We start from the raw sequence: 20,399 nt of genomic DNA, 5'->3' as shown, positions 1-20,399 counted from the left end.
AGGCGGGGGTTAACGCAGCGAGTCCCTAGCCCGGCGCACGTCGCGGGTCAGGCGTTCCAGGTGAAAAGCGTCGCCGCCGCAGTCCAGCACCTGCACCTCGCCGCCCGCGCTCCCGGTCACCAGCCAGGCCAGCTCCCGCTCCCCGGCCCGGCGCACATGCCGGCGCTGACCACGCTGGTCCGCGTCCAGGGCCAGCACGGCGCTGGGCACACCCAGGCGCAGCAGTTCGGCCTGCAGCCAGGCCAGGGCGTCTGGATGCCCGGCGACGAAGCCCTGCTCCAAATAGGGTGTGGGCTGGTTGTAACGCACGGCGCCGCCGTCCCGCCGCGTCAGCTCCGCGCCTGCCGCCCGCAGCAGCGCGTGCCCGGCTGCAATGTCCCACTCGGCGCGGGGCGACATGGTAAAGGTGGCGTCCGCCTCGCCCGCCGCGATGCGGGCCAGCTTCAGCGCGGTAGACCCACTGGGCCGCATGCCGGCGAGCGGCAGGTCGTTCAGTTCGCGGCGTGTCTCGGTAACCGAGGTGGCGATGACGTAGGGCGGTTCCCTGTGGCGGGCGGCCGGCTGCCCGTCCTTGGTCACCCCCAGCCCGGCGGCTCCGGCGAACAGTTCGTCTGTGTCCGGCGCGTAGATGACGCCCAGCACCGGTTCCCCGGCCACTGCCAGCCCAATGGACACGCAGTAGTCAGGGCTGCCCTCGGCATATTCCTTGGTGCCGTCAATGGGGTCGATCAACCACACCCGCTCACGGCCCAGGCGCTCGGTGCTGTCGGCCTCTTCTTCGGACAGCAGGCCGTCGTGCGGAAAGGCCGCTGCCAGCTCGCGCATCAGCAGCTCCGACGCGGCGCGGTCCGCCTCGGTTACAGGGTCGTCGGCGCCGGTCTTGTGCTGCACGGTCAGTCCCTCACGGCGAAAGCGCCGCACCAGGTCGCCGGCCTGCCGCGCCAGACGCCCGGCGGTGTCCAGTTCGTGTCTCAGCGCTTCACTCATGGCCGGCACCGAACAAGGCGAAGCGCCGCCGGGAAAACCGGGCGGCGCGAGCAGCAGGGGACAGGATCATGCCCTTATCTTATCGCCGCTCTCCTCCCCAAAATCCCAGATGTCTAGGTCGTCCACAGCGCTGCTCAGGCTGCTGAGCGCGGCCAGGTCTTCCTCGCGGGCCTGGCCCTCGAAGTGCACGCCCTGGCCGTGGTCCGCCGTCAGGTCCGCCATCACGCCGGCCGACACGCCTGCCAGCAGCTGCGCGGTTTGCTGCGGCGTGGCCTTGAACAGCATTTCTTCCAGCACGTCGTCGGGAATGTCGCGTGACACGCTGGCCCGCGCCGTGCGCAGCAGCTCGGCGTCCACCTGGGGGCGCTCGGCCGTTTCGTCGTCCAGCTCGTCCCAGCTCACGGTCGGGGTCACGGTCGGTGCCGGGCGGTAGACCTCCTGCGGCGCAACCTGAACCGGAGCAGTGGACGGCGACATGGGGGCGGCAGGCTGAGCCGGCAGCGGCGCAGCAGAGGTGATTGGTGCTGGCCGTTCGGCGCCAGCGCGGTCACGCATGATTCGGCGCAGGCGCAGGGCGGCGATTACGGCTGCGGCCAGCAGCAGGGCAACAAGTACGTAGGTCATCGGGGGTCCTTCATGGAAAGAGAGAAGCGAGGGCGGGCGGGCAAAACCTTGGGGGACTGCCCGCAATGATAAAGCTCTGCCTATGCTAGGGACTGCCAACTTGCACTTCTCTTGCGGCTGCCTGGCGCCGCAGAACCATGAAGGCTGGGGCCGAAAGAGGGAATCAGGGCTGCAGGCGGGTCCGGTCACGTGGGAAGGCCCGCGCCATCCGCACGTTGCCGATGCCCAGCAGCAGCGCGGTCAGCCGCTCCGCGCCAATGGCGAAGCCGCCGTGCGGGGGCATGCCGTAGCGGAACACCTCGGAGTAGCCGCGCAGCGAGTCAGGGTTCAGGCCGTACGCCTCGATGCTCTGGGCCAGCATCTGCGGGTCGTGGATGCGCTGCCCGCCGGACGTGATTTCCAGCCCGCGCAGCAGCAGGTCGAAGCCGCGCGTGACCGGCACGCCGTCCACCTCGCCGGCCGGGTGGGTGTAAAAGGGCCGGGCCGCCTGCGGGAACTGCGTGACGAACACGAAGTCGCTGCCCAGCTCGCGGCGCACATATTCGCCCAGCAGCCGCTCACCTTCGGGGTCCAGGTCCTTGCCGCCGACGGGGTGTCCGAACTCGCGCTCCACCAGGGCGCGGGCTTCCAGCAGCGGAATACGCGGAATGCGGGCCGGCACCTCGGGCAAAGTCGCCCCCAGCAGCGCCAGCTCGGGGCCGCAGCGCTCGGCCACACGGGCCAGCATCACGCGCAGTACCTCGGTTTCCACGTCCATCACGTCCTCTTCCGAGTCGATAAACCCCAGCTCGGCGTCCAGGCTGAGGTACTCGGTCAGGTGCCGGCTGGTGTTGTGCTGCTCGCCCCGGAACACCGGCGCCACCTCGAACACCCGCTCGAAGGCGCCCACCATCATCTGCTTATACAGCTGCGGGCTCTGGGCCAGGTAGGCCGGCTCACCGAAATAGTCCACCGTGAACAGGTTGGCCCCACCTTCCGCACCCGCTTCCACGATTTTGGGCGTGCTGATTTCGGTAAAGCCCATGTCGCCCAGAGCGGCGCGGAAGCCGGCCAGCAGCTCGGCCTGCACCCGCAGCACGGCGCGTGCCTCAAGGCCGCGCACCGTCACGGCACGGTGATTGAGCAGGGTGTCGGGGTGTACGCGGCTCAGCTTGGGCAGCTCCACCGGGGTGGGCTCGGCGGCGGCGGCCAGCAGGTGCATGGCCTGCATCCGCACCTCCACCTCGCCGGCCCGCTTGGGGTGCGGAGCCACCGTGCCCAGGATTTCCACACTGCTTTCGGGCAGCGGCAGGTCCAGACCCAGGCCGTCGCCCACGCACTGCACGGCGCCGCTGCCGTCGCGCAGGGTCACGAACTGCAGCCCCCCCAGGTCACGGCGCGAGAGAATCTGGCCGCGCAGCCGCACCGGCTGGCCGCTCAGGGCGGCGAGGTCACGGATAAAGGTGCGGGGCAGGGCAGGGGCGGGCATTTCCGGCTGTGGGGTGGTCATCGGCAGCACTCCTTGGGATGAGAGGTCGGAATAAAAAAACCCCCGCTTGCCTGTATCGGGAAGCGGGGGCGCACATGGCGAAAGACGTCCCCTAATGGGAATCGTCATTATTGTTCGCCAGGGGCAACATGCCGGCAAGTGTAAGCCCGGAGGAAAGGAGTGTCAAGCGGATGACATTCGCCGGATTTCAGGGCACCAGGCCCAGCAGCGCCGGCCAGCCGTGCGAAAGGTTCAGGGCGGCCACCGCCCGCGCCGCCTGAGCTGGACCGGCGTCCAGCCCAGCGGTCACCCCCAGCAGCGGGATAGGAATTTCGGGGTCCTCGCGTTCCAGAATCCGCAGCTGCAGTTCGCAGGTGGGGCTGCCGCTGACGCCCAGCGCCGGCTCCGCCTCGCGGCGAATGCGAATCCACGGCTGCGAGCGGTACTCGTCCCGGTAGGCGGCCAGGGCGTCGTGCTCCGAGTAGCCTTCGAACAGCGGAATGCGGGCCTGTACGTCCGGGCCAGCGCCGGGTATCTCTTCCAGCCGAAAGTGCCCGGTCAGCAGTGGCCGCAGGGTATCCAACTCAGCCGCGCCCAGCGTCAGGCCGATGCTTTCACGCGGCGATACCACCCGTCCCCGCAGCAGCGGCTCCAGCGCCAGCGCGGCGGCCAGCACCCGCGCCGGAACACCGGCCAAATCGGCGCCCATGCCGGGCGGGTGCAACTCCGGCAGGGCCGGCTGCCCGGCCGCGCCGGGGCGCAGGTCCAGCCGCTGCCCAGCGTCGGCCGGCAGTTCGCCGGTCCAGCCGGGCAGCACCACAGTCACGTCGGCTGCGCTGGCCGCGGCGCTCACGCCCAGACCCCGGAAGCCGAACAGGCCGGGGTGCAGGTCCTCCGCCGAGACGCCCGCGTGCTCGGCCGCCACCAGCCGCGCCGTCCGCAGATGGGGGTGCCAGGCGGTCCAGCGCAGCCACTCGGCAGCCAGCGGGTGCGCTGCGCCCAGCACTTGAACGGCCAGTGTTCCAGGCAAGCTCAGCGTTCCCAAGGCCAGGCCCCCGGCGCTGCTGCCACGCCCACCGCACGCGGGCCGGTGTGCACCATCAGCGAACCGTTGACCGGGGTAGTCTCCGCCCACACGATGGGGTGCGAGGCGGCAATCTGCTCACGCAGCAGCTCCGCGTCTTCCGGGTGCGATCCGTACAGCAGGCCCAGGCGCAGGGGCGTGCCTTCGCCGTAGCGCCGGGTCAGCTGCGCGGCAATTTCGCGGATGCCCCCCTTGTACCCACGGGCGCGGGCCGCTGTGGTGTAGATGCCGGCCGGCTTTTCCACCGTCACCACCGGCTTGAGGTTCAGCAGCCCGCCCAACGTGGCCGCCACCTTGCCGATGCGTCCGCCCTTTTGCAGAAACTCCAGCGTCTCGATGGTGAAGTACAGCTCGGTTTCATCGCGGACCTGTTCGGCCCAGCGCAGCGCCGTCTCCAGGCTCTCGCCGCGCCCGGCGGCTGTCATCAGCGCGTGCAGCACGAAAGCCTGCGCCGCACTCAGGCTGCCCGAATTGAACAGCTGCACCTGTAGGTCGGGCAGTTCCTGTTCCAGCAGGCTGCGGGCCTGCTCGGCCGCGTTGGTGCTGCCCGAAAGCCCCGGGCTGATGGTCAGCGCGACGATGTGGGTCGCCCCCTGCGCCGCCGCCTGCCGGTAGCCGTCCAGCCAGGCCTGCGGCGTGGGCTGCGAGGTGCTGGGGTGGGGGTTCCCGGCCAGAATCCGCGCCATCAGCTGCTCGCGTGGCAGCTCGTGCATGGCGTAGGTGTCGTTGCCGAAGGTCACCGAAAAAGGGGCCACCGGCACGGCGTTGTTCAGGCCGGCGTAGGCGTCCAGGCCTCCGTCGGTCACGGCGGCGAATTGGGGGGTGGGTCGTGGTTGGGAATCAGTCATGAAAGCTCCACATCGTTCATCTGTTCTACCAGCTTCAGTGCGGCGGTATGGTCTTCGCTGCCGCCGATCACGCGCTCGGCAGCCCGGTACAGCCCGCCCGCACTTCCCAGCAGCGGCGCCGCACCCTTATGCGCCGCCACCACGTCCAGCGCAATACCCACGTCTTTTGCCAGCAGCCCCAGCGCAAAGGTGGCCGGGAACTCGCGGCTCAGCACCCGTTGGCCGATCAGGTTCTCGCTGGCGTTCGAGCGCCCCGAAGAAGCGTTGATCACGTCCAGCGCCGCTCCGAGGTCCACGCCGCCGGCTTTCAGGGCTGCCAGTCCCTCGCCGGCCGCCCATAGGTTGACCGCCAGCAGGGCATTGTTCACGGCCTTGACCGCGAAGCCCGCGCCGGTAGGCCCCACGTGGACCACCTTGCCGGCAAAGGCGAGGCGTGGGCGCACCCGCTCCAGCACCGCGGCGTCCCCGCCCACCATCACGGTGAGGGTGCCGGCTTCCGCCCCGTTCGTGCCGCCCGACACCGGCGCGTCCAGAAAGTGCACGCCGCGCTCAGCCAACCAGGCCGCCTGTTCCCGCGCCGCCTGCGGGTGCCCGCTGGTGCAGTCCACCCACACGCTGCCGGGCTCCAGCTGGCCGTCCAGCGCCCGCAGCACCTCCCATACCTCGCCAGAGGTGGGCAGACAAGAAAAGATCACGTCGGCGTGTGCCAGGCTGCTCAGCTCGTGTGCAGCGCTGCCGAACTCGGCCGCGTGCGCCTGGGCCCGCGCTGGGGTACGGTTCCAGACCAGGGTGTCGAACGCCCGGGCAAGGTGGCCCGCCATCGGATAGCCCATCGCGCCCAGGCCGATAAATGCTGTACTCATACCCTGCAGCTTAGCGCCGGGGGCCTTAGCCGTGGTCCGGATGGGTGGTGCGGCCATGCTGGCGCTCGTGCGCCTCGATTTCCTTTTGCAGGAAGTAGTTCAGCGCGGTGCGAATGGTGGCGATGGCTGCCAGCTTGCCGATTTCGTCCCAGGTGGGGGCCACGGCAGTCAGCAGCACATCGGCCGCCAGCAGAAATTCCAGCGCAATCGCCAGCCAGCGCCCCAGCTGTAGCCGCAGCGACTCCTTGACCTCGTCGGGGACCTGGTCCCGCTGTCCGAACACCCGCACCGACCGCCACAGTGCTTCTAGCAGTGCCGCCGCCACAATCAGCACCGCCGAGATTTCCGCCAGGGAGGCCACTAGGTGGGCCGCCCCCATCACCCAGTGCTGCAGCGATTCGGTCACAGGTTCCAGGGTCATCGGCTGCCAGTCTAAGGGAGCGGAACAGGGGAAAGATTTTTAAGTTTCGAATTACAAAATAAAATACAGTAGACTCTAGCTCCCACAAACTGGACAGCCACCCCGCCCCATGCGGCATAGTGGCAGGAATGCCGAGCCCCATCACCTCCCTGCAAAATCCCACCGTCAAGCGCTTGGTCCGCCTGCGCAGTAGCCGCCGCCTGCGGGAAGGGGAGGGGACTGTCCTGATCGAGGGTGCCCGCGAGACGGCCCGCGCCCTGGCGGCCGGCTGGGCTGCTGGGGAGCTGTACCTTTGCCCGGCGCTGTTCAGTCCCGAGGCTGCCGAGCTGGCCCCACAGTTGCCCATGTCCGCCGTGACCGAGCTGAGCGCTGAAGCCTTTGCCAAGGTCAGCGGCCGCGAGAATCCTGACGGCGTGCTCCTGCTGAGCCGTCCTCCGCAGGAGCGCTGGCCTACGCTGCCGCCGCAGGCGCTGCTGGTGGTGCTGCACGGGTTGGAAAAGCCCGGCAACGTGGGGGCGATTCTGCGCACCGTGGACGGGGTGGGTGCCGACGGCGTGCTGATTCTGGGACGCGGCGCCGACCCCTACAGTCCCAACGTGATCCGTGCCTCGCAGGGCAGTGTCTTTACTGTGCCGCTGCGCCAGCAGGATGAGGCGGAGGCGCTGGCTTGGCTGGAAGAGGAAGGGTTTACCCTGGTCGCCTGCACCCCCGACGCCCCGCGCACCTTCTGGCAAGCCGACTTGACCGGCCGGGTGGCTCTGCTGCTGGGCACCGAGCATGAGGGCCTGCCAGAACATTGGCGCCGCCATGAATCCGCCGTTTCCATCCCCATGCGGGGGCAGGCCGATAGCCTGAACGTCGCGACCGCCGCCGCTGTGGTGCTGTATGAAGCGTTGCGACAGCGGCAATAAAATTTTTTGCGAACTTTTATATTCAAATTACAAAAAGAAAGATTACTCAACCACCAAATACCAACCTAAAAAAGGCGACCTCGCGGCCGCCTGGATGAGAAAAATTAAAAAATCAGGCCTGAGGCTGCTGAGGCTGCAGCTGCACACCCTCCAGGGCAGCGTAGTCATCCTGGAAGTGCATCAGTACGCCACCGAACAGCGTGTCGAAGGTTTCCTGGGGCATTTCAGCCAGGGTGGGGTAGAAGCCCACATACTCCAGCCAGACGTTGCCCTGTGCGTCCACCGAACGGCTGAAGGCCCGCTCACGGTTACGCTGGTTCAGCATTTCCATCACTTCGCCCAGACGGCCTTCATAGGTCTTCTGGGTCACGCAGGTGATTTCCAGGCGACTGGTGTTCTGGGGGCCGTCGTTCACGGACACCAGAACAGCGGCGTCACCCATCTCGAAGCGCCAGCCCATGCGGATAAAGCGCTGGCCAGTTTCGGGGTTCTGGTCCATTTCCAGCTGAACGTCGCGCTCCTTGAGGTATTTGGCGAGGGTGTCCAGCGTCAGCAGAGCAGTTTCGGTCGTCATAATTTTTCCTCCTTAGGAAAAGGCGGCCTGGGAGGCCACCTGCAGTGGTCAAACCTGAACCATCCTAACACCACACCGCTCCCAGTTCAGGGACGGGAAAGCACGGTCAGCGTGACCGGCGCCACCCCCTCGCGGAGGATACCCAGCTCCTGCGCCGCAGCCCTGGACAGGTCAATAATGCGCCCACCCCCGTTGAAGGGACCACGGTCATTGATCTTGACGCGTACGCTGCGGCCAGTGCGGACATGCGTCACCCGTACCCAGGTGCCGAAGGGCAGGGTCAGGTGAGCCGCGGTCATGCGCGTTTCAGGGTCAGGCCGGCCACCGTAATACACCGCCTTGCCACGCTGATAGACCCCCGCCCCCTGCGCCAGTTGCAGAGCACCCAGTTGCAGAGCACCCAGACTCGGCGCAGCAACCGCCAGCGCCGGGAACAGGGACAGGCACACCGTCAGGCCCCCGGCCAGCAGAGACCGCCTCCTCATGCAAGAGTCTCCCTGGGCGAGTGGCTGAGCACCTCGTAGCCATCCTCGGTCACCAGCACCAGGTCTTCAATCCGCACCCCGCCCAAGCCCGGCACATAGGCGCCCGGCTCGATGGTGATCACCATGCCGGGCGCCAGCACATCCTCACTGCCCTGGGCCAGACGCGGTCCTTCGTGGACCACCAAGCCCACACCATGTCCGAGCGAGTGGGCGAAAGCTTCAGCCAAACCATGCCCGGCGAGAATGTCACGGGCCACCGCGTCCAGGTCGCCCGCCTTAAGACCGGGGCGCACCGCCCGTACAGCGGCTTCCTCGGCTTCCAGCACAGCGTTATAGAGACGCTTCAGCTCGTCTGCCGGCTGGCCCACCGCCACGGTGCGGGTCATGTCCGAGTTGTAGCCGTTCAGATTGGCACCGAAATCCACCGTGACCAGGTCGCCATCTTCAATCACCCGGTCGCTGGCCGTGCCGTGGGGGAGAGCCCCCCGCACCCCACTCGCCACAATCACGTCAAAGGCGCTGGTCGCTCCGGCCTGCCGCAGCCCCTGCTCCAGGGCCATCGCAATATCCAGCTCGCGGACCCCAGCGCGAATCTGCGGGCGCACCTCGGCAAAGACCCGGTCGGCCAGAGCCTGAGCCGCGCGAATCCCGGCCACCTCGTCCGCCGACTTGTGCAGCCGCAGCTCTTCCACCAGCCCTTCGACCGGATGAAACTGCACCTGCCAGCGCTCCTTGAGGCGCTCCAGGGCACTGACCGTCAGGTGGGCGCCTTCTACGCCCATTTTCATACCGGCCACGGCCGGCGCCGCCCCTTCGATGGCCTCCAGCGGGCGGGCAATCACCACCTCTATTCCCGGCAGCGCGTCTTCCTGTGCCTGCACGGTATAGCGGCCGTCGGTATACAGCACAGCCGCCCCCGGCGTCACCAGCAGCCGGCCGTCATCCGGATGAGTAAATCCGCTCAAGTAGCGCACATTGGCCGGGTCCGACACCCACAGAGCCTGCAGACCCCGGCGTGCCAGGGCCGCTCTGAGCTGTTCAATTTTTTCCATTTCTCCACGCTAGCACGGGGCTTTGTCCCCAATCTGGGAACAGGGACAGGGGCAGAAATGAGAGGCTATACTCAGGAATCGGGACACCCAAACTATTTCCCATAGGAGGAACACCGTGAAGTTACACGAGTATCAGGGCAAGGAAATCCTGCGTGATTTCGGCGTCAACGTGCAGGAAGGCAAAGTCGCTCACACCCCCGAGGAAGTGAAAGCCATCGCTGAAGAGTACGGCCAGCCGGTCGTGGTCAAGGCGCAGGTGCACGTGGGCGGCCGCGGTAAGGCCGGCGGCGTGAAGTTCAGCCCCACCGCCGAAAAGGCGCTGGAAAACGGCCAGAACATCCTGGGCATGGACATCAAGGGTCTGACGGTCGAGAAGGTGCTGGTCACCAAGGCCGTGGACATCGACGCCGGCACCGAGTACTACGTCGGGATGATCGTGGACCGCAACGTCCAGAGCTACACCCTGATGGCCTCCGCTGAGGGCGGCATGGAAATCGAGGAAGTGGCCGCCGCCACCCCCGAGAAAATCATCAAGCACCGCGTGGACCCCGTCACCGGCCTGCGCCCCTACGAAGCCCGTGAAGTGGCGATCAAGGCCGGTTTCAAGGGCAACCTGAACAAGATTGCCGACATGATGGTCAAGATGAGCAAAGCGGCGCTGGAACGCGACGCCGTGCTGGTCGAAATCAATCCCCTCTTCGTGGACGAAAGCGGCACGCCGCTGGCCCTCGACACCAAGTTCGAGATCGACGACAACGCCATGTACCGTCACCAGGACGTGGCGCACTACCGTGAGCTGTCGGCCGAGCACCCCCTGGAAGTGGAAGCCAGCGAGTACGGCTTCGCCTACGTGAAGCTGGACGACGGCAACGTCGGCGTGCTGGGCAACGGCGCCGGCATCGTGATGACCACCCTGGACGTGGTGAACCGCGCTGGTGCCAAGCCCGCCAACTTCCTCGACATCGGCGGCGGCGCCAAGGCCGACGTGGTGTACAACGCCGTCAAGCTGGTGAGCAAGGACCCCGACGTCAAGGCCATCTTCATCAACATCTTCGGCGGCATCACCCGCGCCGACGAGGTGGCCAAGGGCGTCATCCAGGCGCTGGACGAAGGCATCCTGACCAAGCCGGTCCGCATGCGCATCGCCGGCACTGCCGAAGACGAAGCCAAGGCGCTGCTGGCCGAGAAGAACAGCGACCTGATCAAGATGTACCCCACCATGTTCGAGGCTGCTGAAGAAGCCGCCAAGGAAGCCAACGCTCTGGGAGGCAAGTAATGGGCATTCTGGTTAACAAAGACAGCAAAGTCATCGTGCAGGGCATGACCGGCTCCGAAGGCGCCAAGCACAGCCGCGCCATGAAGGAGTTCGGCACCCAGGTGGTGGCCGGCGTGACCCCCGGCAAGGGCGGCCAGGACTTCGAGGGCTGGCCCATCTACAACTCGGTGGCCGAGGCCAAGGAGAAGCACGGCGCCAACGTGAGCATCATCTTCGTGCCGCCGGCCGGCGCCGCTGACGCCGTGCTGGAAGCCGCGCACGCCGGCATCCCCCTGATCGTCCTGATCACCGAAGGCGTGCCCACCGTGGACATGATGCGCGCCGTGCAGGAAGTCAAGGCCCTGGACGCCGAAAGCCGCAAGAATGGCGGCGAAGGTATCCGTCTGATCGGCGGCAACTGCCCCGGCCTGGTGACCAACGGCGAAGCCAAAGTGGGCATCATGCCCAACCGCATCTACACCAACCCCGGCCGCATCGGCCTGATCAGCCGCTCGGGCACCCTGACCTACGAAGCCGCCAAGCTGCTGAACGACGCAGGCATGGGCACCTCCACCACCGTGGGAATCGGCGGTGACCCCGTGATCGGCACCACCTTCGCCGACGTGCTGCCGATGTTCGAAGCCGACGAAGGCACCGACGCCGTGGTCGTGATTGGTGAAATCGGTGGCGCTGATGAAGAAGCCGCTGCCGAGTACATCAAGAACAACATGAAAAAGCCCGTTGTGGCCTTTATCTCGGGCCGCAGCGCCCCTGCCGGCAAGCGCATGGGCCACGCCGGCGCCATCATCATGGGCGACGTGGGCACCCCCGAAAGCAAGCTGGCGGCCTTCAAGGCGGCGAACGTGCCGGTGGCCGACACCATGCCCGAAATCGTGGACCTGGTCAAGGCGGCGCTGAACAAATAAGCGCGGCGCCGGAAGGCTACGCTGCACCAAAGCTTCACCACAGAGGAGGGCCCACCAGCGGCCCTCTTTTTTTATCGTCTCCCAACTCTGAAGGTCCCATCAGGCACCCATCAGGACCTCATGTTAGCTTTGTGGCATGAACGCCCGCAGAACCGTGACGACGGCCCTGGCTGCCCTGCTGCTGGGCGGCGCCCAGGCGGCCCCGCTGGTGTTGCACGGGCAGCTGCGCGGCGAGGTGCTGTCTGGTCTGAGCGTAGGTATCTGGACCGTCAGCGCGGCTGGCCAGCCTCAGCAACTGCTGGCAACAGCCCCGGCGCCCGAGGGCCGCTGGCAGCTGACGCTGAACCAGGCCCCGGGCGGTGCGCCCGCCCTGCAGGCCACGGCCCTGAACTGGCCAGGGCTGTTGCCCACGGTGCAGGTCTCCGCTCCCAGTCAGGGCCAGGAGCTGCGGGCCTACGCTTTTGTGGACAGCAACCGCGACGGGCAGCCGGGCACAGGGGAGACGCTCCGTGAGGTGCGCCTGCGCGACGGCGAACGGCCTCTGTTTCTGGTCTGGGTGGACCGCGCCGTTCAGGTGACGGCGGCCCACGGCTATCAGGCCCAGCTGCAACCCGGTTGGAATGCGCTGAGCCTGCAGCTGGGTCAGACGGTGCAACTGCGCCCCTACAGCGGGCAGCCGCTGAGCGCCCAACTCAGTCCGTAAGGAGCCGGCCGCCTTCACAGGTGGCCTTTTGTCTCACCTCAGGACAGGGACAGCATGGCTGCAGGCCCTATTCACGCAGCTCCAGCGTGCGCCGGTAAGCCGCCAGGTACTGCGGCACGATGCGCGAGGGGTGAAATTCCTCCACCGCCCGCCGCCGGGCCGCCTGGCCCATCCGCACCCGCACCGAGCGGTCGCGCAGGATATCCAGTGCCGCCTGGGTCAGCCCGTCCACGTCGCCCACTGCGGCCAGCAGGCCGCTCACGCCGTGGTCGACCACCTCGGGAATCCCCCCGGCGCGGGCCGCCACCACCGGCACCTCGCAGCTCATGGCTTCCAGGGCGCTCAGGCCGAAGCTCTCCTTGCTGCTGGGCAGCAAAAACAGGTCGCTGAGGCCCAGCACCGTCTGCACATCCGGAAAGGACCCCAAAAAGGTCACCCGGTCCGCGATGCCCAGCCGCTGCGCCCGCTCCAGCGCCGGGACACGCTCGGGGCCGTCCCCGACCATCAGGAGCCGGGCCGGCAGTTCGGAAAGGACGCCTGCAAACGTGTCGATCACGTCGGCCACCCGCTTGACCGGGCGGAAGTTGCTCACGTGAATCAAGAGGGCCTCGTCCTCACGGGCGAACTGTTCCCGCAGGGCCGGGTCGTGGACCGGGCGGAAGCGCTGCGAGTCCACGAAGTTGTAGATCACTTCGATCTCGCGCTCCGTACGGAACACCTCGCGGGTCTGCTCGGCCAGAAAGCGCGACACCGCCGTGACATGGTGCGAGCGCTCGATGGCGTGGCGGGTGGTGTGGAAAAAGGCCGGCTCGGCCCCCACCAGGGTCACGTCGGTGCCGTGCAGGGTGGTGACCACCGGGGCCCGGCCTGTGATGGCGTGGGCGTGCAGCGCCGCCGTGGCATGCGGAATGGCGTAGTGGGCGTGGGTCAGCTGCACCCCCTGTTCCAGAATGACCTCGGCCAGCGTGTTGGCCGCCGAGAGTTCCGGATACGGCTGGTCGAACAGGGCGTAGGCGAACGACCCGATCTGGTGAAAGTAAGGCCCATGCACCGCGCAGCGCTGAGCCAGCCGGAACGGCACCGCCGGCCCCACGAAATGCACGGCGTGGCCCTGGGCGGCGATGAGGAGGCCCAGCTCGGTGGCCACCACCCCCGAGCCGCCTGCTCCGGTATGGCACAGCACGGCGATATTCAGCGAAGTCATGTTGAGCAGTGTAGGGCAAAGGAAAAGGCGTGTGGGAGCGCGGGGATACCCTAGACTGAAGGCATGATTGCCGTGCTGACCGATTCCACCTGTGACCTTCCTCCAGCGGCACTTCGCGACCTGGGAGCAGGAATGCTGCCCCTGGAAGTCCGGCTGAATGGCCAGACGCTGCGCGACTGGGAAGAGGTCACCCCCCAGCAGGTGTTCGGGCAGCTGGAGCGGGGCGCCGAAGTCCGCACCGGGCCGGTGGAGGTCAGTGCCTTTCGCCAGCGCTACCGCGAGCTGCTGGAGCGCTACGACGGCGTGGTGTCCATCCATATCTCCTCGGGCCTCTCGCAGACGGTGGCCCACGCCCGCCAGGCCGTCGCCGCCCTGAACGAAGCGGACCGCATCCGGGTAATCGACAGCGGCGTCTCCTCGGTGCTGGTGGCTTCGGCCACGCTGGCGGCGCAGCGAGCGGCGGCGCGGGGCGGCACCCTGCAGGAAGTCGAGCAGGCGGCGGCGCAGACCCTGGCCAGCCAGTACGGCGAATTCACCGTGCCTTCCCTGGAATACCTGCGGCGGGGCGGGCGTATCAGTGCGGTGCAGCACGCCGTGGGCAACCTGCTGGGGCTGCGCCCGGTGGTGGCCTTCGAGCGAGGACAGCTGAAAGCCGTACGCCGCGTCGGCACAGAGCAGGCCGCACAGGACATTCTGCTGCGGCTGCGGGAACGCTTTGGCAGCGAGCCGGTCAGCGTGGCCGTGGGGCTGGCCGGACACAGCCCAGAGCGCCTGCGGGAGTTGCGGGAGCAGATGAAGGCTTCCGGGCTGAACATCCGCGCCGGGCGCACGCAGCTGATCGGGTCCGTGATCGGCGCCCACACCGGCCCCGGCATGTTCGCCTTCGTGGCCGAGCCGTTCAGAGGCCACTGAAGACCGGAGACCAGAGAAGAGGGAGCTCCAGTTACACCCGTGTCTGCAAGAAGGCCTTGACCGCCTGGGCCGCTTTCATCCCCATGCCAGGCACGGCGGCGATGTGGGCCACGTCAGCGGCCCGCAGTTCTTCCAGGCTGGTGAAATGCTCCAGCAGGGCGTCGCGCCGCTTCTGGCCGATACCGGGCAGGTCATCGAAGATGCTGGCGGTCATCGCCTGACCGCGCAGCTTGCGGTTGTAGCTCACCGCGTAGTGGTGCACCTCGTCGCGGGCGTGAATCAGGACCCGCAGCGCCGGGTGGGTGTGCGGCAGAATCAGCTCCTTGCCGTCGCCCAGCACGGTGCCGCCGGTCAGCCACCACTGGGCGCCGTAGGGCGAGGGCAGCACGATAATTTCCTCACGTTTGGCAAGACCCACCACCGGCACCTGCACGCCGGCTTCTTTCAGCGCGTCCAGGGCCGCATTCACCTGACCGCGCCCGCCGTCGATCAGGAGCAGGTCCGGCAGCGGGAGCTTGTCGCTCAGGGACCCGGTAAAGCGCCGGTAAACCGTCTGGCGCATCGCCGCGTAGTCGTCGGGGTGGTCCAGGCCCCTCACCTTGAAGCGGCGGTACTCGCTCTTGCGGGCACGGCCGCCTTCCAGCACGATCATTCCCGACACGATGTGGGTGCCGAACAGGTTGGAGTTGTCGTAGCCCTCGATGCGCCAGGGGCGGTCCGCCAGGGCCAGCACCTCGCGCAGGGCGTCCAGACCGGGATGATCGCCGCGCCGCTCCAGCACGGCCAGCTCGGATTCCAGGCCGTGTCCGGCGTTGCGCTGCGCCATTTCCACCAGGTCCACCTTGTCGCCGCGCCTGGGCAGCCGCACGCTGACCCGGTGCCCGGCCCGCTCGGAGAGGAACTCGGCCCACAGCGCCGTGTCTTCCAGCTCGGCGGGCAGCAGCACCAGCGGGGGCAGGTGGGTGGCCTGGGTGTAGTAGTCCTGCATAAAGGCGCTCAGAATCTCGCCGGGCGTGCTGGCCTCGTCCCCGGTCAGGAAGCGCTTGTCCCGGCTGACCACCCGGCCGCCGCGCATGCGGAACAGCTGCACCATCGCGTATTCGCCGGCCTGCGCTACACCCAGAAAGTCCAGGTCCGCTTCTTCGCTGATAAAGGCGTGTTGCTCGTTGCCGAACAGCTTTTCCACCGCTGAGACGCGGTCACGCAGCCGGGCGGCCATCTCGAAATCCTGGCGCAGTGCGGCCTCTTTCATCTCCTCACGGAGGCGGCGCAGCACCGGCGCCGCGCGGCCTTCCAGCAACGCTTTGACGTCGTCCACCACCTGTGCGTAGGCCAGCGGGTCGGCCGCCTGAATGCAGGGGGCCAGGCAGCGGCCCATGTGGTAGTTCAGGCAGGGGCGCGGTTTGAGCTTCATGGGCAGGCCGGAGTTCTTGCGCAGCGGAAACATGGTGTCGATCAGGTGCTTAACCCGCCGCACCGCCGAGGCGTCCGGATACGGCCCGTAGTAGCTGGCCCCGTCGCTGAGCACCTTGCGCGTCACGATCAGCATCGGGAATTCCTCGTTCGTGAGCTTCAGGAACGGATAGTGCTTGCCGTCTTTGAGCAGCACGTTGTAGTGCGGCCGGTGCTGCTTGATCAGGTTGGCTTCCAGCACCAAGGCTTCCACTTCACCCTTGGTGGTAATAAATTCCAGCTCATCGGCCAAAGCCGTGAACTTGCCGCTCTTGCCGCCTGCCTTGAAATGCTGCATCACCCGCCCACGCAGGTTGTTGGCCTTGCCGATATAAATCGGCGTGCCCCCCTTGCGGAAGATGTACACGCCAGAGGTCACGGGGAGGACGGGCAGGTCGGCCAGTTGCACAGCGAGCAGTGTAGCGGAGGGCCGTGCGGGCCTTTGTGGGCGCGGCTCAATGCTCTTTTTGCACAAGATAAGCGCTTCGTACTTTATTTCACTTCCCCTAGACTGAGACTATGCCCATGCCCCCGCCCACCGTGGAACAGTACCTCAGCAACTGCTTTGAAGCCGCCTTGCAGGACGAAAGGGCGGACCGCTGCGAGGACCTGGGGCTGGAGCCGCGTCCGTATGAGCTGAATCACACCCTGATCAAGGGTGCCGGAGCGGAGCGCCGTGTCATTCTCTACCGTCATGACCTGAGCGAACTGCGGGCCACTGCCGCCGAACCGCCGCCGCTCCCGCCGTACCACTATCAGGGAGCTGAGCTGCGGCAGGTGCTGGCCGAGCGGCAGGGGAAAGCACTGACGGACTGCGCGCAGGGGCTGAGTACCATTGCGGGAAAAATGCCCGTTTATCCAGAACTGCTTGGGCAGTTGCCCAACTGTCAGAACCTGTACGGAGCGTCGCCCACCCTGCACACCGACGGTCTGCGCTGGACCGAAGCAGGACTGGAACTGACCGCCCCGCTGGCCGACGGCTCTAGCTTTCGCTGGCCCACTGCGCAGCGACCTGGGCTACCGCCCGAATACAGGCGGGGGCTGCACTGGCTGGCTGGGCTGCTGCTTGGCGGGGCGCTGGGCGTAGCTCTAGGCTGGCTGGCACGCACGTGGGGTACTGAGCCACGGGGCGGGCTGGCCCGTCTGGGCCAGCCCCTCGCCTCACTGACGCTGCTGCTGGGTCTGCTGACCGCTCCGCTCACGTTGCCGAACCTGACGTTCCTGGGCGAGGCGTCCATGACGATGTTTCCCATGCTGATGTTCGGCACCCTGCCCGCGCTCTGCGTGGTGACGCTGGTCCTGGCCGGTATGGCGCTCTCAGCAGCGGGGCTATGGAGCCTGCTGCTGACCCCGTTCCTGGCGGGCGGACTCCTGGGACTGCTCTGGTCCGGCCTTCCCTTTGCCCAGGCCCTGACGTTGGGGGCCGCGCTCGGCTTACCGCTCGGCGGTTGGCTGGGTGGGCACATTAAAGAGAATTTTCACAAAATCCCAAAGTAAATATTTACTTCACTAAAAAAGTAAATATTTACTTCACTAAATAGGCAAAAGAAAAGCCCCGCCCGCCGGGGCAGGGGAATTCACTTACTCCTGAACCCGGAGGCCCAGTTCTTCCAGCTGGCCTTCCGCGACCGGCGAGGGCGCACCCGCCATCAGGTCCTGGCCGCGGTTGTTCTTGGGGAAAGCAATCACGTCGCGGATGCTGGCCGCGCCGCTTAGCACCATCACCAGGCGGTCGAAGCCCCAGGCTGCGCCGCCGTGTGGGGGGGTGCCGTACTCCAGCGCTTCGAGGAAGAAGCCGAACTTTTCCTGCGCTTCCTCGTCGCTCAGGCCGATGGCGCGGAACATCTCGCGCTGCGTCTGCGGGCTATGAATCCGCACGCTGCCGCCGCCGATTTCAAAGCCGTTCATCACCAGGTCGTAGGCCTGCGCGCGGATTTCATGCTGCCGCTCGGTGCCGAACAGTGCGGTGTCGTCCGGGTGCGGGGCGGTAAAGGGGTGGTGCATGTAGGTCCAGGTGCCCGAGTCCTTGTCGTAGTCCAGCTGCGGGAAGTCGGTCACCCACAGTGGCGCGAACTGTGGGCCGCCCGCTGTCCAGTCGAACAGGTCACGCAGGGCCAGCCGCACGGCACCCAGGGCCTCCACCGCCGTGCGCCAGTCGCCGGCAGTGAACAGCAGCGTGCCGCCGTCCTCCACGCCCGTGCGCTTCAGCAGCTGCGGGGTGATGCCGGCCACGAACTTGGAAATCCCGCCGGTAAAGCCCTCGCCGCCGCGCTTCAGCCAGGCCAGGCCGCCGGCCCCGTTCTGCTTGGCGACGCGCTCCAGCTCGTCAATGGCCTTTCGCGTCAGCTCCGGCGCGGCAATCACCTTGACGGCCTCCGCGCCCGCGAACGCCTTGAACTCGCCGCCTGCGAACAGGTCGGTCACGTCCACCAGGGCGTGCTCGAAGCGCAGGTCCGGCTTGTCGGAGCCGTACTTATCCATCGCCTCTTGATAGGTGAGGCGGGGCAGGGGCAGGCTCAGCTGCTGGCCCATCACCTGCCCGAAAATGTGGGCCAGCAGCCGGGAATTCATGTCCAGCACGTCTTCCTGGTCCACGAAGCTCATTTCCATGTCCAGCTGCGTGAAGTCCGGCTGGCGGTCCGAACGCAGGTCCTCGTCGCGGAAGCAGCGGGCCAGCTGGTAGTACCGGTCGTAGCCGGCCATCATCAGCATCTGCTTGAACAGCTGCGGGCTCTGGGGCAGCGCGTAGAATTCGCCTTCGTTCAGGCGGCTGGGCACCAGAAAGTCGCGGGCGCCCTCGGGCGTGGAGCGTGTAAGCATCGGCGTTTCGATGTTGATAAAGCCCTCGCGCTCCATAAATTCGGTGATTGCTGCCCAGGTCCGCGAGCGCAGCATCAGCCCGCGCTGCATTTCCGGCCGGCGCAGGTCGAGGTAGCGGTAGCGCAGGCGCACGTCCTCCGAGACTTCGCCGCCCTTATCCAGCTCGAACGGCGGGGTCTTGGCGCGGTTCAGAATCCGCACCCCATCTGCCAGCACCTCATAGTCGGCGGGGCCGCCCTTGCGCTGCTCCTGCGGGCGCAGTCCATAAGTGCCGGTCACCTCCGCCACGAACTCGGCCCGCAGTTCGTCGGCCTGAGCAAACGCTTCCGCCTGGGCCGGGTCCACCTGTACCTGCACGGCACCGGAGCGGTCCCGCAATTCAAAAAAAATCAGCCCGCCCAGGTTGCGGCGCCCGCTGACCCAGCCCTGCAAAGTCACGGGGCCGAGGTTAGCGTCAGTCAGTTCACCGATTAAAGCGGTCCTTTTCATGCGTTCTCCTTCAGGAAGATGTTCAGCCCGTCAAAGGGCACGGCCACCTGTTCGCCGCTGCTGAGGTTCTTGAGGGTCAGCCGCTGCTGCGCGGCCTCGTTGCTGCCGATTACGGCGGCCCAGCGTGCGCCCCTGCGGTCCGCCTCCTTGAAGGCCTGACCAGCGCCGCGCCGGCGGAAGCTGAAGTCGGCCCCTGCCACCTGGCGGGCCTGGCGGGCAAGCGCCGCGACCAGGGCGACATGTTCATCGTCCAGCGCGGCCAGATACAGGGCCGGCCCTACCGCTGCTGGGAAGCTCAGGCCTTCGTCTTCCATCGCCAGCAAAATGCGCTCGATACCGAACGCCCAGCCGATGCCGGGCACCTCGTCCTTGGCGCCCAGCTCCTGTGCCAGCCCGTCGTAGCGCCCGCCACCGCCCAGCGCCGACTTGGCGCCGATGCCCTGGTGGTGCAGCTCCCAGGCCGTGCGGCGGTAGTAGTCCAACCCGCGCACGATGGACGGGTCGGTCTCGAAGGGCACGCCCCAGTCGGTCAGATGCTGCCGGACCTGCTCAAAGTGCGCGGCCGCCTCCGCGCCCAGAAAGTCCAGCATCGGCCGCACGCTCAGCTCGGCGATGATGGCCTGGTCGCTTTCGCTCTTGGAATCCAGAATCCGCATCGGGTTGCGGGTCAGGCGGTCCTTGGAATCTTCCGAGAGCCCCTCCAGGTGCGGCGTGAACAGCCCGCGCAGGTACTCGTTGTAAGCGGCGCGGTCCTGCGGGTCCCCGATGCTGCCCAGCTGAATGCTGACTCCCTTAAGGCCCAGCGCGGTCACGATGTCCCACATCAGCGCAATGGCTTCGGCGTCGGCCAGGGCGTCGCTGCTGCCCAGGCACTCGTAGTCCACCTGATGGAACTGGCGCAGGCGGCCTTTTTGCACGTTCTCGGCGCGGAACATCGGCCCGTGGGTCCACAGTTTCAGTGGGGCCCCCAACTGCTTGAGCCCGTTTTCCAGGTACGCCCGCACAATGGGCGCGGTGCCTTCCGGCCGCAGCACGTAGCCGCCGTGCTCGCCGGCGTAGTAGACGGTGAACATCTCCTTGCGGACAATGTCGGTGCTGCCGCCCACACCGCGCTGAACCAGGTCCGCCTCTTCAAACATGGGGGTGGCAATGAACTGTGCGCCGGCCCGCTCCAGCACCTGCGCGGCGATGCGGTGGATGTGGGCATGGGCGGACGCGGCTGCGTCGGGGGAGAGGCCGGGACTGCCGGCGGGAAGGTGGTCTTTGGTTCCTTTGGGGCGCTTCACCATACAGGGCCGAGTCTACCAGCAAAAAAAAGTGC

20 protein-coding genes are annotated in these 20,399 nt (G+C 67.0%); 6 read left to right on the top strand and 14 right to left on the bottom strand.

What is annotated here, in order from left to right; genetic code table 11:
• Nucleotides 1-9 precede the first annotated feature (9 nt).
• The 7 genes from DEIPR_RS04975 to DEIPR_RS04945 all read right to left on the bottom strand — a co-directional run bounded on the left by DEIPR_RS04975 (nucleotide 10) and on the right by DEIPR_RS04945 (nucleotide 6,295).
• Nucleotides 10-987, bottom strand: coding sequence for a 3'(2'),5'-bisphosphate nucleotidase CysQ family protein (locus DEIPR_RS04975; protein WP_013614742.1), 978 nt, complete (start codon nucleotides 985-987; stop codon nucleotides 10-12).
• Nucleotides 988-1,053: 66 nt separating this feature from the next.
• Complete coding sequence (locus tag DEIPR_RS14565) at nucleotides 1,054-1,611, bottom strand: hypothetical protein (RefSeq protein WP_013614741.1); 558 nt, start codon at nucleotides 1,609-1,611, stop codon at nucleotides 1,054-1,056.
• A gap of 163 nt (nucleotides 1,612-1,774) precedes the next feature.
• Nucleotides 1,775-3,100: an aspartate--tRNA(Asn) ligase gene (gene aspS / locus DEIPR_RS04965; protein ID WP_013614740.1), complete on the bottom strand. Its 1,326-nt coding sequence runs from the start codon at nucleotides 3,098-3,100 to the stop codon at nucleotides 1,775-1,777.
• 187 nt (nucleotides 3,101-3,287) lie between these two features.
• Nucleotides 3,288-4,109, bottom strand: a complete 822-nt coding sequence (locus DEIPR_RS04960; protein WP_148231782.1) for a hypothetical protein — start codon at nucleotides 4,107-4,109, stop codon at nucleotides 3,288-3,290.
• A gap of 2 nt (nucleotides 4,110-4,111) precedes the next feature.
• The gene (locus DEIPR_RS04955; protein WP_013614738.1) at nucleotides 4,112-5,011 is read right to left on the bottom strand and encodes a DegV family protein; all 900 of its coding nucleotides are present in this window, start codon (nucleotides 5,009-5,011) and stop codon (nucleotides 4,112-4,114) included.
• Nucleotides 5,008-5,931: an NAD(P)-dependent oxidoreductase gene (locus DEIPR_RS04950; protein ID WP_013614737.1), complete on the bottom strand. Its 924-nt coding sequence runs from the start codon at nucleotides 5,929-5,931 to the stop codon at nucleotides 5,008-5,010. Before DEIPR_RS04950 ends, DEIPR_RS04955 begins: the two co-directional genes overlap by 4 nt.
• The gene (locus tag DEIPR_RS04945; protein WP_013614736.1) at nucleotides 5,900-6,295 is read right to left on the bottom strand and encodes a DUF1622 domain-containing protein; all 396 of its coding nucleotides are present in this window, start codon (nucleotides 6,293-6,295) and stop codon (nucleotides 5,900-5,902) included. The genes DEIPR_RS04950 and DEIPR_RS04945 overlap by 32 nt, the downstream gene beginning before the upstream one ends.
• Before the next feature lie 128 nt (nucleotides 6,296-6,423).
• Here DEIPR_RS04945 and DEIPR_RS04940 point away from each other — a divergent pair, with 128 nt between their 5' ends.
• Complete coding sequence (locus DEIPR_RS04940) at nucleotides 6,424-7,206, top strand: TrmH family RNA methyltransferase (protein ID WP_013614735.1); 783 nt, start codon at nucleotides 6,424-6,426, stop codon at nucleotides 7,204-7,206.
• 112 nt (nucleotides 7,207-7,318) lie between these two features.
• Here the strand turns inward: DEIPR_RS04940 and DEIPR_RS04935 are convergent, their stop codons facing one another.
• From DEIPR_RS04935 to DEIPR_RS04925, 3 genes are all read right to left on the bottom strand, one after another.
• Nucleotides 7,319-7,780 (bottom strand): YbjN domain-containing protein, encoded by a 462-nt coding sequence (locus DEIPR_RS04935; RefSeq protein ID WP_013614734.1) that lies wholly within the window; start codon nucleotides 7,778-7,780, stop codon nucleotides 7,319-7,321.
• An 86-nt stretch (nucleotides 7,781-7,866) separates the two neighbouring features.
• Nucleotides 7,867-8,265 (bottom strand): septal ring lytic transglycosylase RlpA family protein, encoded by a 399-nt coding sequence (locus DEIPR_RS14725; protein ID WP_013614733.1) that lies wholly within the window; start codon nucleotides 8,263-8,265, stop codon nucleotides 7,867-7,869.
• Nucleotides 8,262-9,317 (bottom strand): M24 family metallopeptidase, encoded by a 1,056-nt coding sequence (locus tag DEIPR_RS04925; RefSeq protein ID WP_013614732.1) that lies wholly within the window; start codon nucleotides 9,315-9,317, stop codon nucleotides 8,262-8,264. The genes DEIPR_RS14725 and DEIPR_RS04925 overlap by 4 nt, the downstream gene beginning before the upstream one ends.
• Before the next feature lie 115 nt (nucleotides 9,318-9,432).
• On the opposite strand from DEIPR_RS04925, the gene sucC reads away from it, so the two are divergent.
• From sucC to DEIPR_RS04910, 3 genes are all read left to right on the top strand, one after another.
• A complete protein-coding gene (gene sucC / locus DEIPR_RS04920; RefSeq protein ID WP_013614731.1) occupies nucleotides 9,433-10,593 on the top strand; it encodes an ADP-forming succinate--CoA ligase subunit beta in 1,161 nt (386 codons plus the stop codon).
• A complete protein-coding gene (gene sucD, locus DEIPR_RS04915) occupies nucleotides 10,593-11,498 on the top strand; it encodes a succinate--CoA ligase subunit alpha (protein ID WP_013614730.1) in 906 nt (301 codons plus the stop codon). Before sucC ends, sucD begins: the two co-directional genes overlap by 1 nt.
• A gap of 136 nt (nucleotides 11,499-11,634) precedes the next feature.
• Nucleotides 11,635-12,201 carry a hypothetical protein gene (locus tag DEIPR_RS04910; protein ID WP_013614729.1) on the top strand — a complete coding sequence of 189 codons (567 nt, stop codon included), beginning with the start codon at nucleotides 11,635-11,637 and terminating at the stop codon, nucleotides 12,199-12,201.
• Between the two features lie 67 nt (nucleotides 12,202-12,268).
• Here the strand turns inward: DEIPR_RS04910 and bshA are convergent, their stop codons facing one another.
• The gene (gene bshA / locus DEIPR_RS04905; protein ID WP_013614728.1) at nucleotides 12,269-13,405 is read right to left on the bottom strand and encodes an N-acetyl-alpha-D-glucosaminyl L-malate synthase BshA; all 1,137 of its coding nucleotides are present in this window, start codon (nucleotides 13,403-13,405) and stop codon (nucleotides 12,269-12,271) included.
• Nucleotides 13,406-13,468: 63 nt separating this feature from the next.
• Here bshA and DEIPR_RS04900 point away from each other — a divergent pair, with 63 nt between their 5' ends.
• Entirely contained in the window at nucleotides 13,469-14,317 is an 849-nt protein-coding gene (locus DEIPR_RS04900) for a DegV family protein (RefSeq protein ID WP_013614727.1), read from the top strand.
• A gap of 31 nt (nucleotides 14,318-14,348) precedes the next feature.
• On the opposite strand, the gene uvrC is transcribed toward DEIPR_RS04900, so the two are convergent.
• Nucleotides 14,349-16,178 carry an excinuclease ABC subunit UvrC gene (gene uvrC, locus DEIPR_RS04895; protein ID WP_013614726.1) on the bottom strand — a complete coding sequence of 610 codons (1,830 nt, stop codon included), beginning with the start codon at nucleotides 16,176-16,178 and terminating at the stop codon, nucleotides 14,349-14,351.
• Between the two features lie 110 nt (nucleotides 16,179-16,288).
• Here uvrC and DEIPR_RS04890 point away from each other — a divergent pair, with 110 nt between their 5' ends.
• A complete protein-coding gene (locus DEIPR_RS04890; RefSeq protein WP_041221949.1) occupies nucleotides 16,289-17,266 on the top strand; it encodes a hypothetical protein in 978 nt (325 codons plus the stop codon).
• 84 nt (nucleotides 17,267-17,350) lie between these two features.
• Here the strand turns inward: DEIPR_RS04890 and aspS (DEIPR_RS04885) are convergent, their stop codons facing one another.
• Nucleotides 17,351-19,078 (bottom strand): aspartate--tRNA ligase, encoded by a 1,728-nt coding sequence (gene aspS / locus DEIPR_RS04885; RefSeq protein ID WP_013614724.1) that lies wholly within the window; start codon nucleotides 19,076-19,078, stop codon nucleotides 17,351-17,353.
• Nucleotides 19,075-20,367 carry a histidine--tRNA ligase gene (hisS, locus tag DEIPR_RS04880; RefSeq protein ID WP_013614723.1) on the bottom strand — a complete coding sequence of 431 codons (1,293 nt, stop codon included), beginning with the start codon at nucleotides 20,365-20,367 and terminating at the stop codon, nucleotides 19,075-19,077. Before hisS ends, aspS (DEIPR_RS04885) begins: the two co-directional genes overlap by 4 nt.
• Nucleotides 20,368-20,399: the final 32 nt, after the last annotated feature.

This window comes from Deinococcus proteolyticus MRP (assembly GCF_000190555.1).
GTDB classification, from domain to species: Bacteria; Deinococcota; Deinococci; order Deinococcales; family Deinococcaceae; genus Deinococcus; species Deinococcus proteolyticus.
The sequence above is the reverse complement of the archived record's forward strand: the minus strand, read 5'-3'. Positions and strand labels throughout refer to the sequence as shown.

What these genes read in the sequence shown, in the direction of transcription:
- DEIPR_RS04975 (WP_013614742.1), bottom strand. Translation starts at nt 987, where the DNA reads ATGAGTGAAGCGCTGAGACACGAACTGGACACCGCCGGGCGTCTGGCG.
- DEIPR_RS14565 (WP_013614741.1), bottom strand. Translation starts at nt 1,611, where the DNA reads ATGACCTACGTACTTGTTGCCCTGCTGCTGGCCGCAGCCGTAATCGCC.
- aspS (WP_013614740.1), bottom strand. Translation starts at nt 3,100, where the DNA reads ATGACCACCCCACAGCCGGAAATGCCCGCCCCTGCCCTGCCCCGCACC.
- DEIPR_RS04955 (WP_013614738.1), bottom strand. Translation starts at nt 5,011, where the DNA reads ATGACTGATTCCCAACCACGACCCACCCCCCAATTCGCCGCCGTGACC.
- DEIPR_RS04950 (WP_013614737.1), bottom strand. Translation starts at nt 5,931, where the DNA reads ATGGCCGCACCACCCATCCGGACCACGGCTAAGGCCCCCGGCGCTAAG.
- DEIPR_RS04945 (WP_013614736.1), bottom strand. Translation starts at nt 6,295, where the DNA reads ATGACCCTGGAACCTGTGACCGAATCGCTGCAGCACTGGGTGATGGGG.
- DEIPR_RS04940 (WP_013614735.1), top strand. Translation starts at nt 6,424, where the DNA reads ATGCCGAGCCCCATCACCTCCCTGCAAAATCCCACCGTCAAGCGCTTG.
- DEIPR_RS04935 (WP_013614734.1), bottom strand. Translation starts at nt 7,780, where the DNA reads ATGACGACCGAAACTGCTCTGCTGACGCTGGACACCCTCGCCAAATAC.
- DEIPR_RS14725 (WP_013614733.1), bottom strand. Translation starts at nt 8,265, where the DNA reads ATGAGGAGGCGGTCTCTGCTGGCCGGGGGCCTGACGGTGTGCCTGTCC.
- DEIPR_RS04925 (WP_013614732.1), bottom strand. Translation starts at nt 9,317, where the DNA reads ATGGAAAAAATTGAACAGCTCAGAGCGGCCCTGGCACGCCGGGGTCTG.
- sucD (WP_013614730.1), top strand. Translation starts at nt 10,593, where the DNA reads ATGGGCATTCTGGTTAACAAAGACAGCAAAGTCATCGTGCAGGGCATG.
- DEIPR_RS04910 (WP_013614729.1), top strand. Translation starts at nt 11,635, where the DNA reads ATGAACGCCCGCAGAACCGTGACGACGGCCCTGGCTGCCCTGCTGCTG.
- bshA (WP_013614728.1), bottom strand. Translation starts at nt 13,405, where the DNA reads ATGACTTCGCTGAATATCGCCGTGCTGTGCCATACCGGAGCAGGCGGC.
- DEIPR_RS04900 (WP_013614727.1), top strand. Translation starts at nt 13,469, where the DNA reads ATGATTGCCGTGCTGACCGATTCCACCTGTGACCTTCCTCCAGCGGCA.
- DEIPR_RS04890 (WP_041221949.1), top strand. Translation starts at nt 16,289, where the DNA reads ATGCCCATGCCCCCGCCCACCGTGGAACAGTACCTCAGCAACTGCTTT.
- aspS (WP_013614724.1), bottom strand. Translation starts at nt 19,078, where the DNA reads ATGAAAAGGACCGCTTTAATCGGTGAACTGACTGACGCTAACCTCGGC.
- hisS (WP_013614723.1), bottom strand. Translation starts at nt 20,367, where the DNA reads ATGGTGAAGCGCCCCAAAGGAACCAAAGACCACCTTCCCGCCGGCAGT.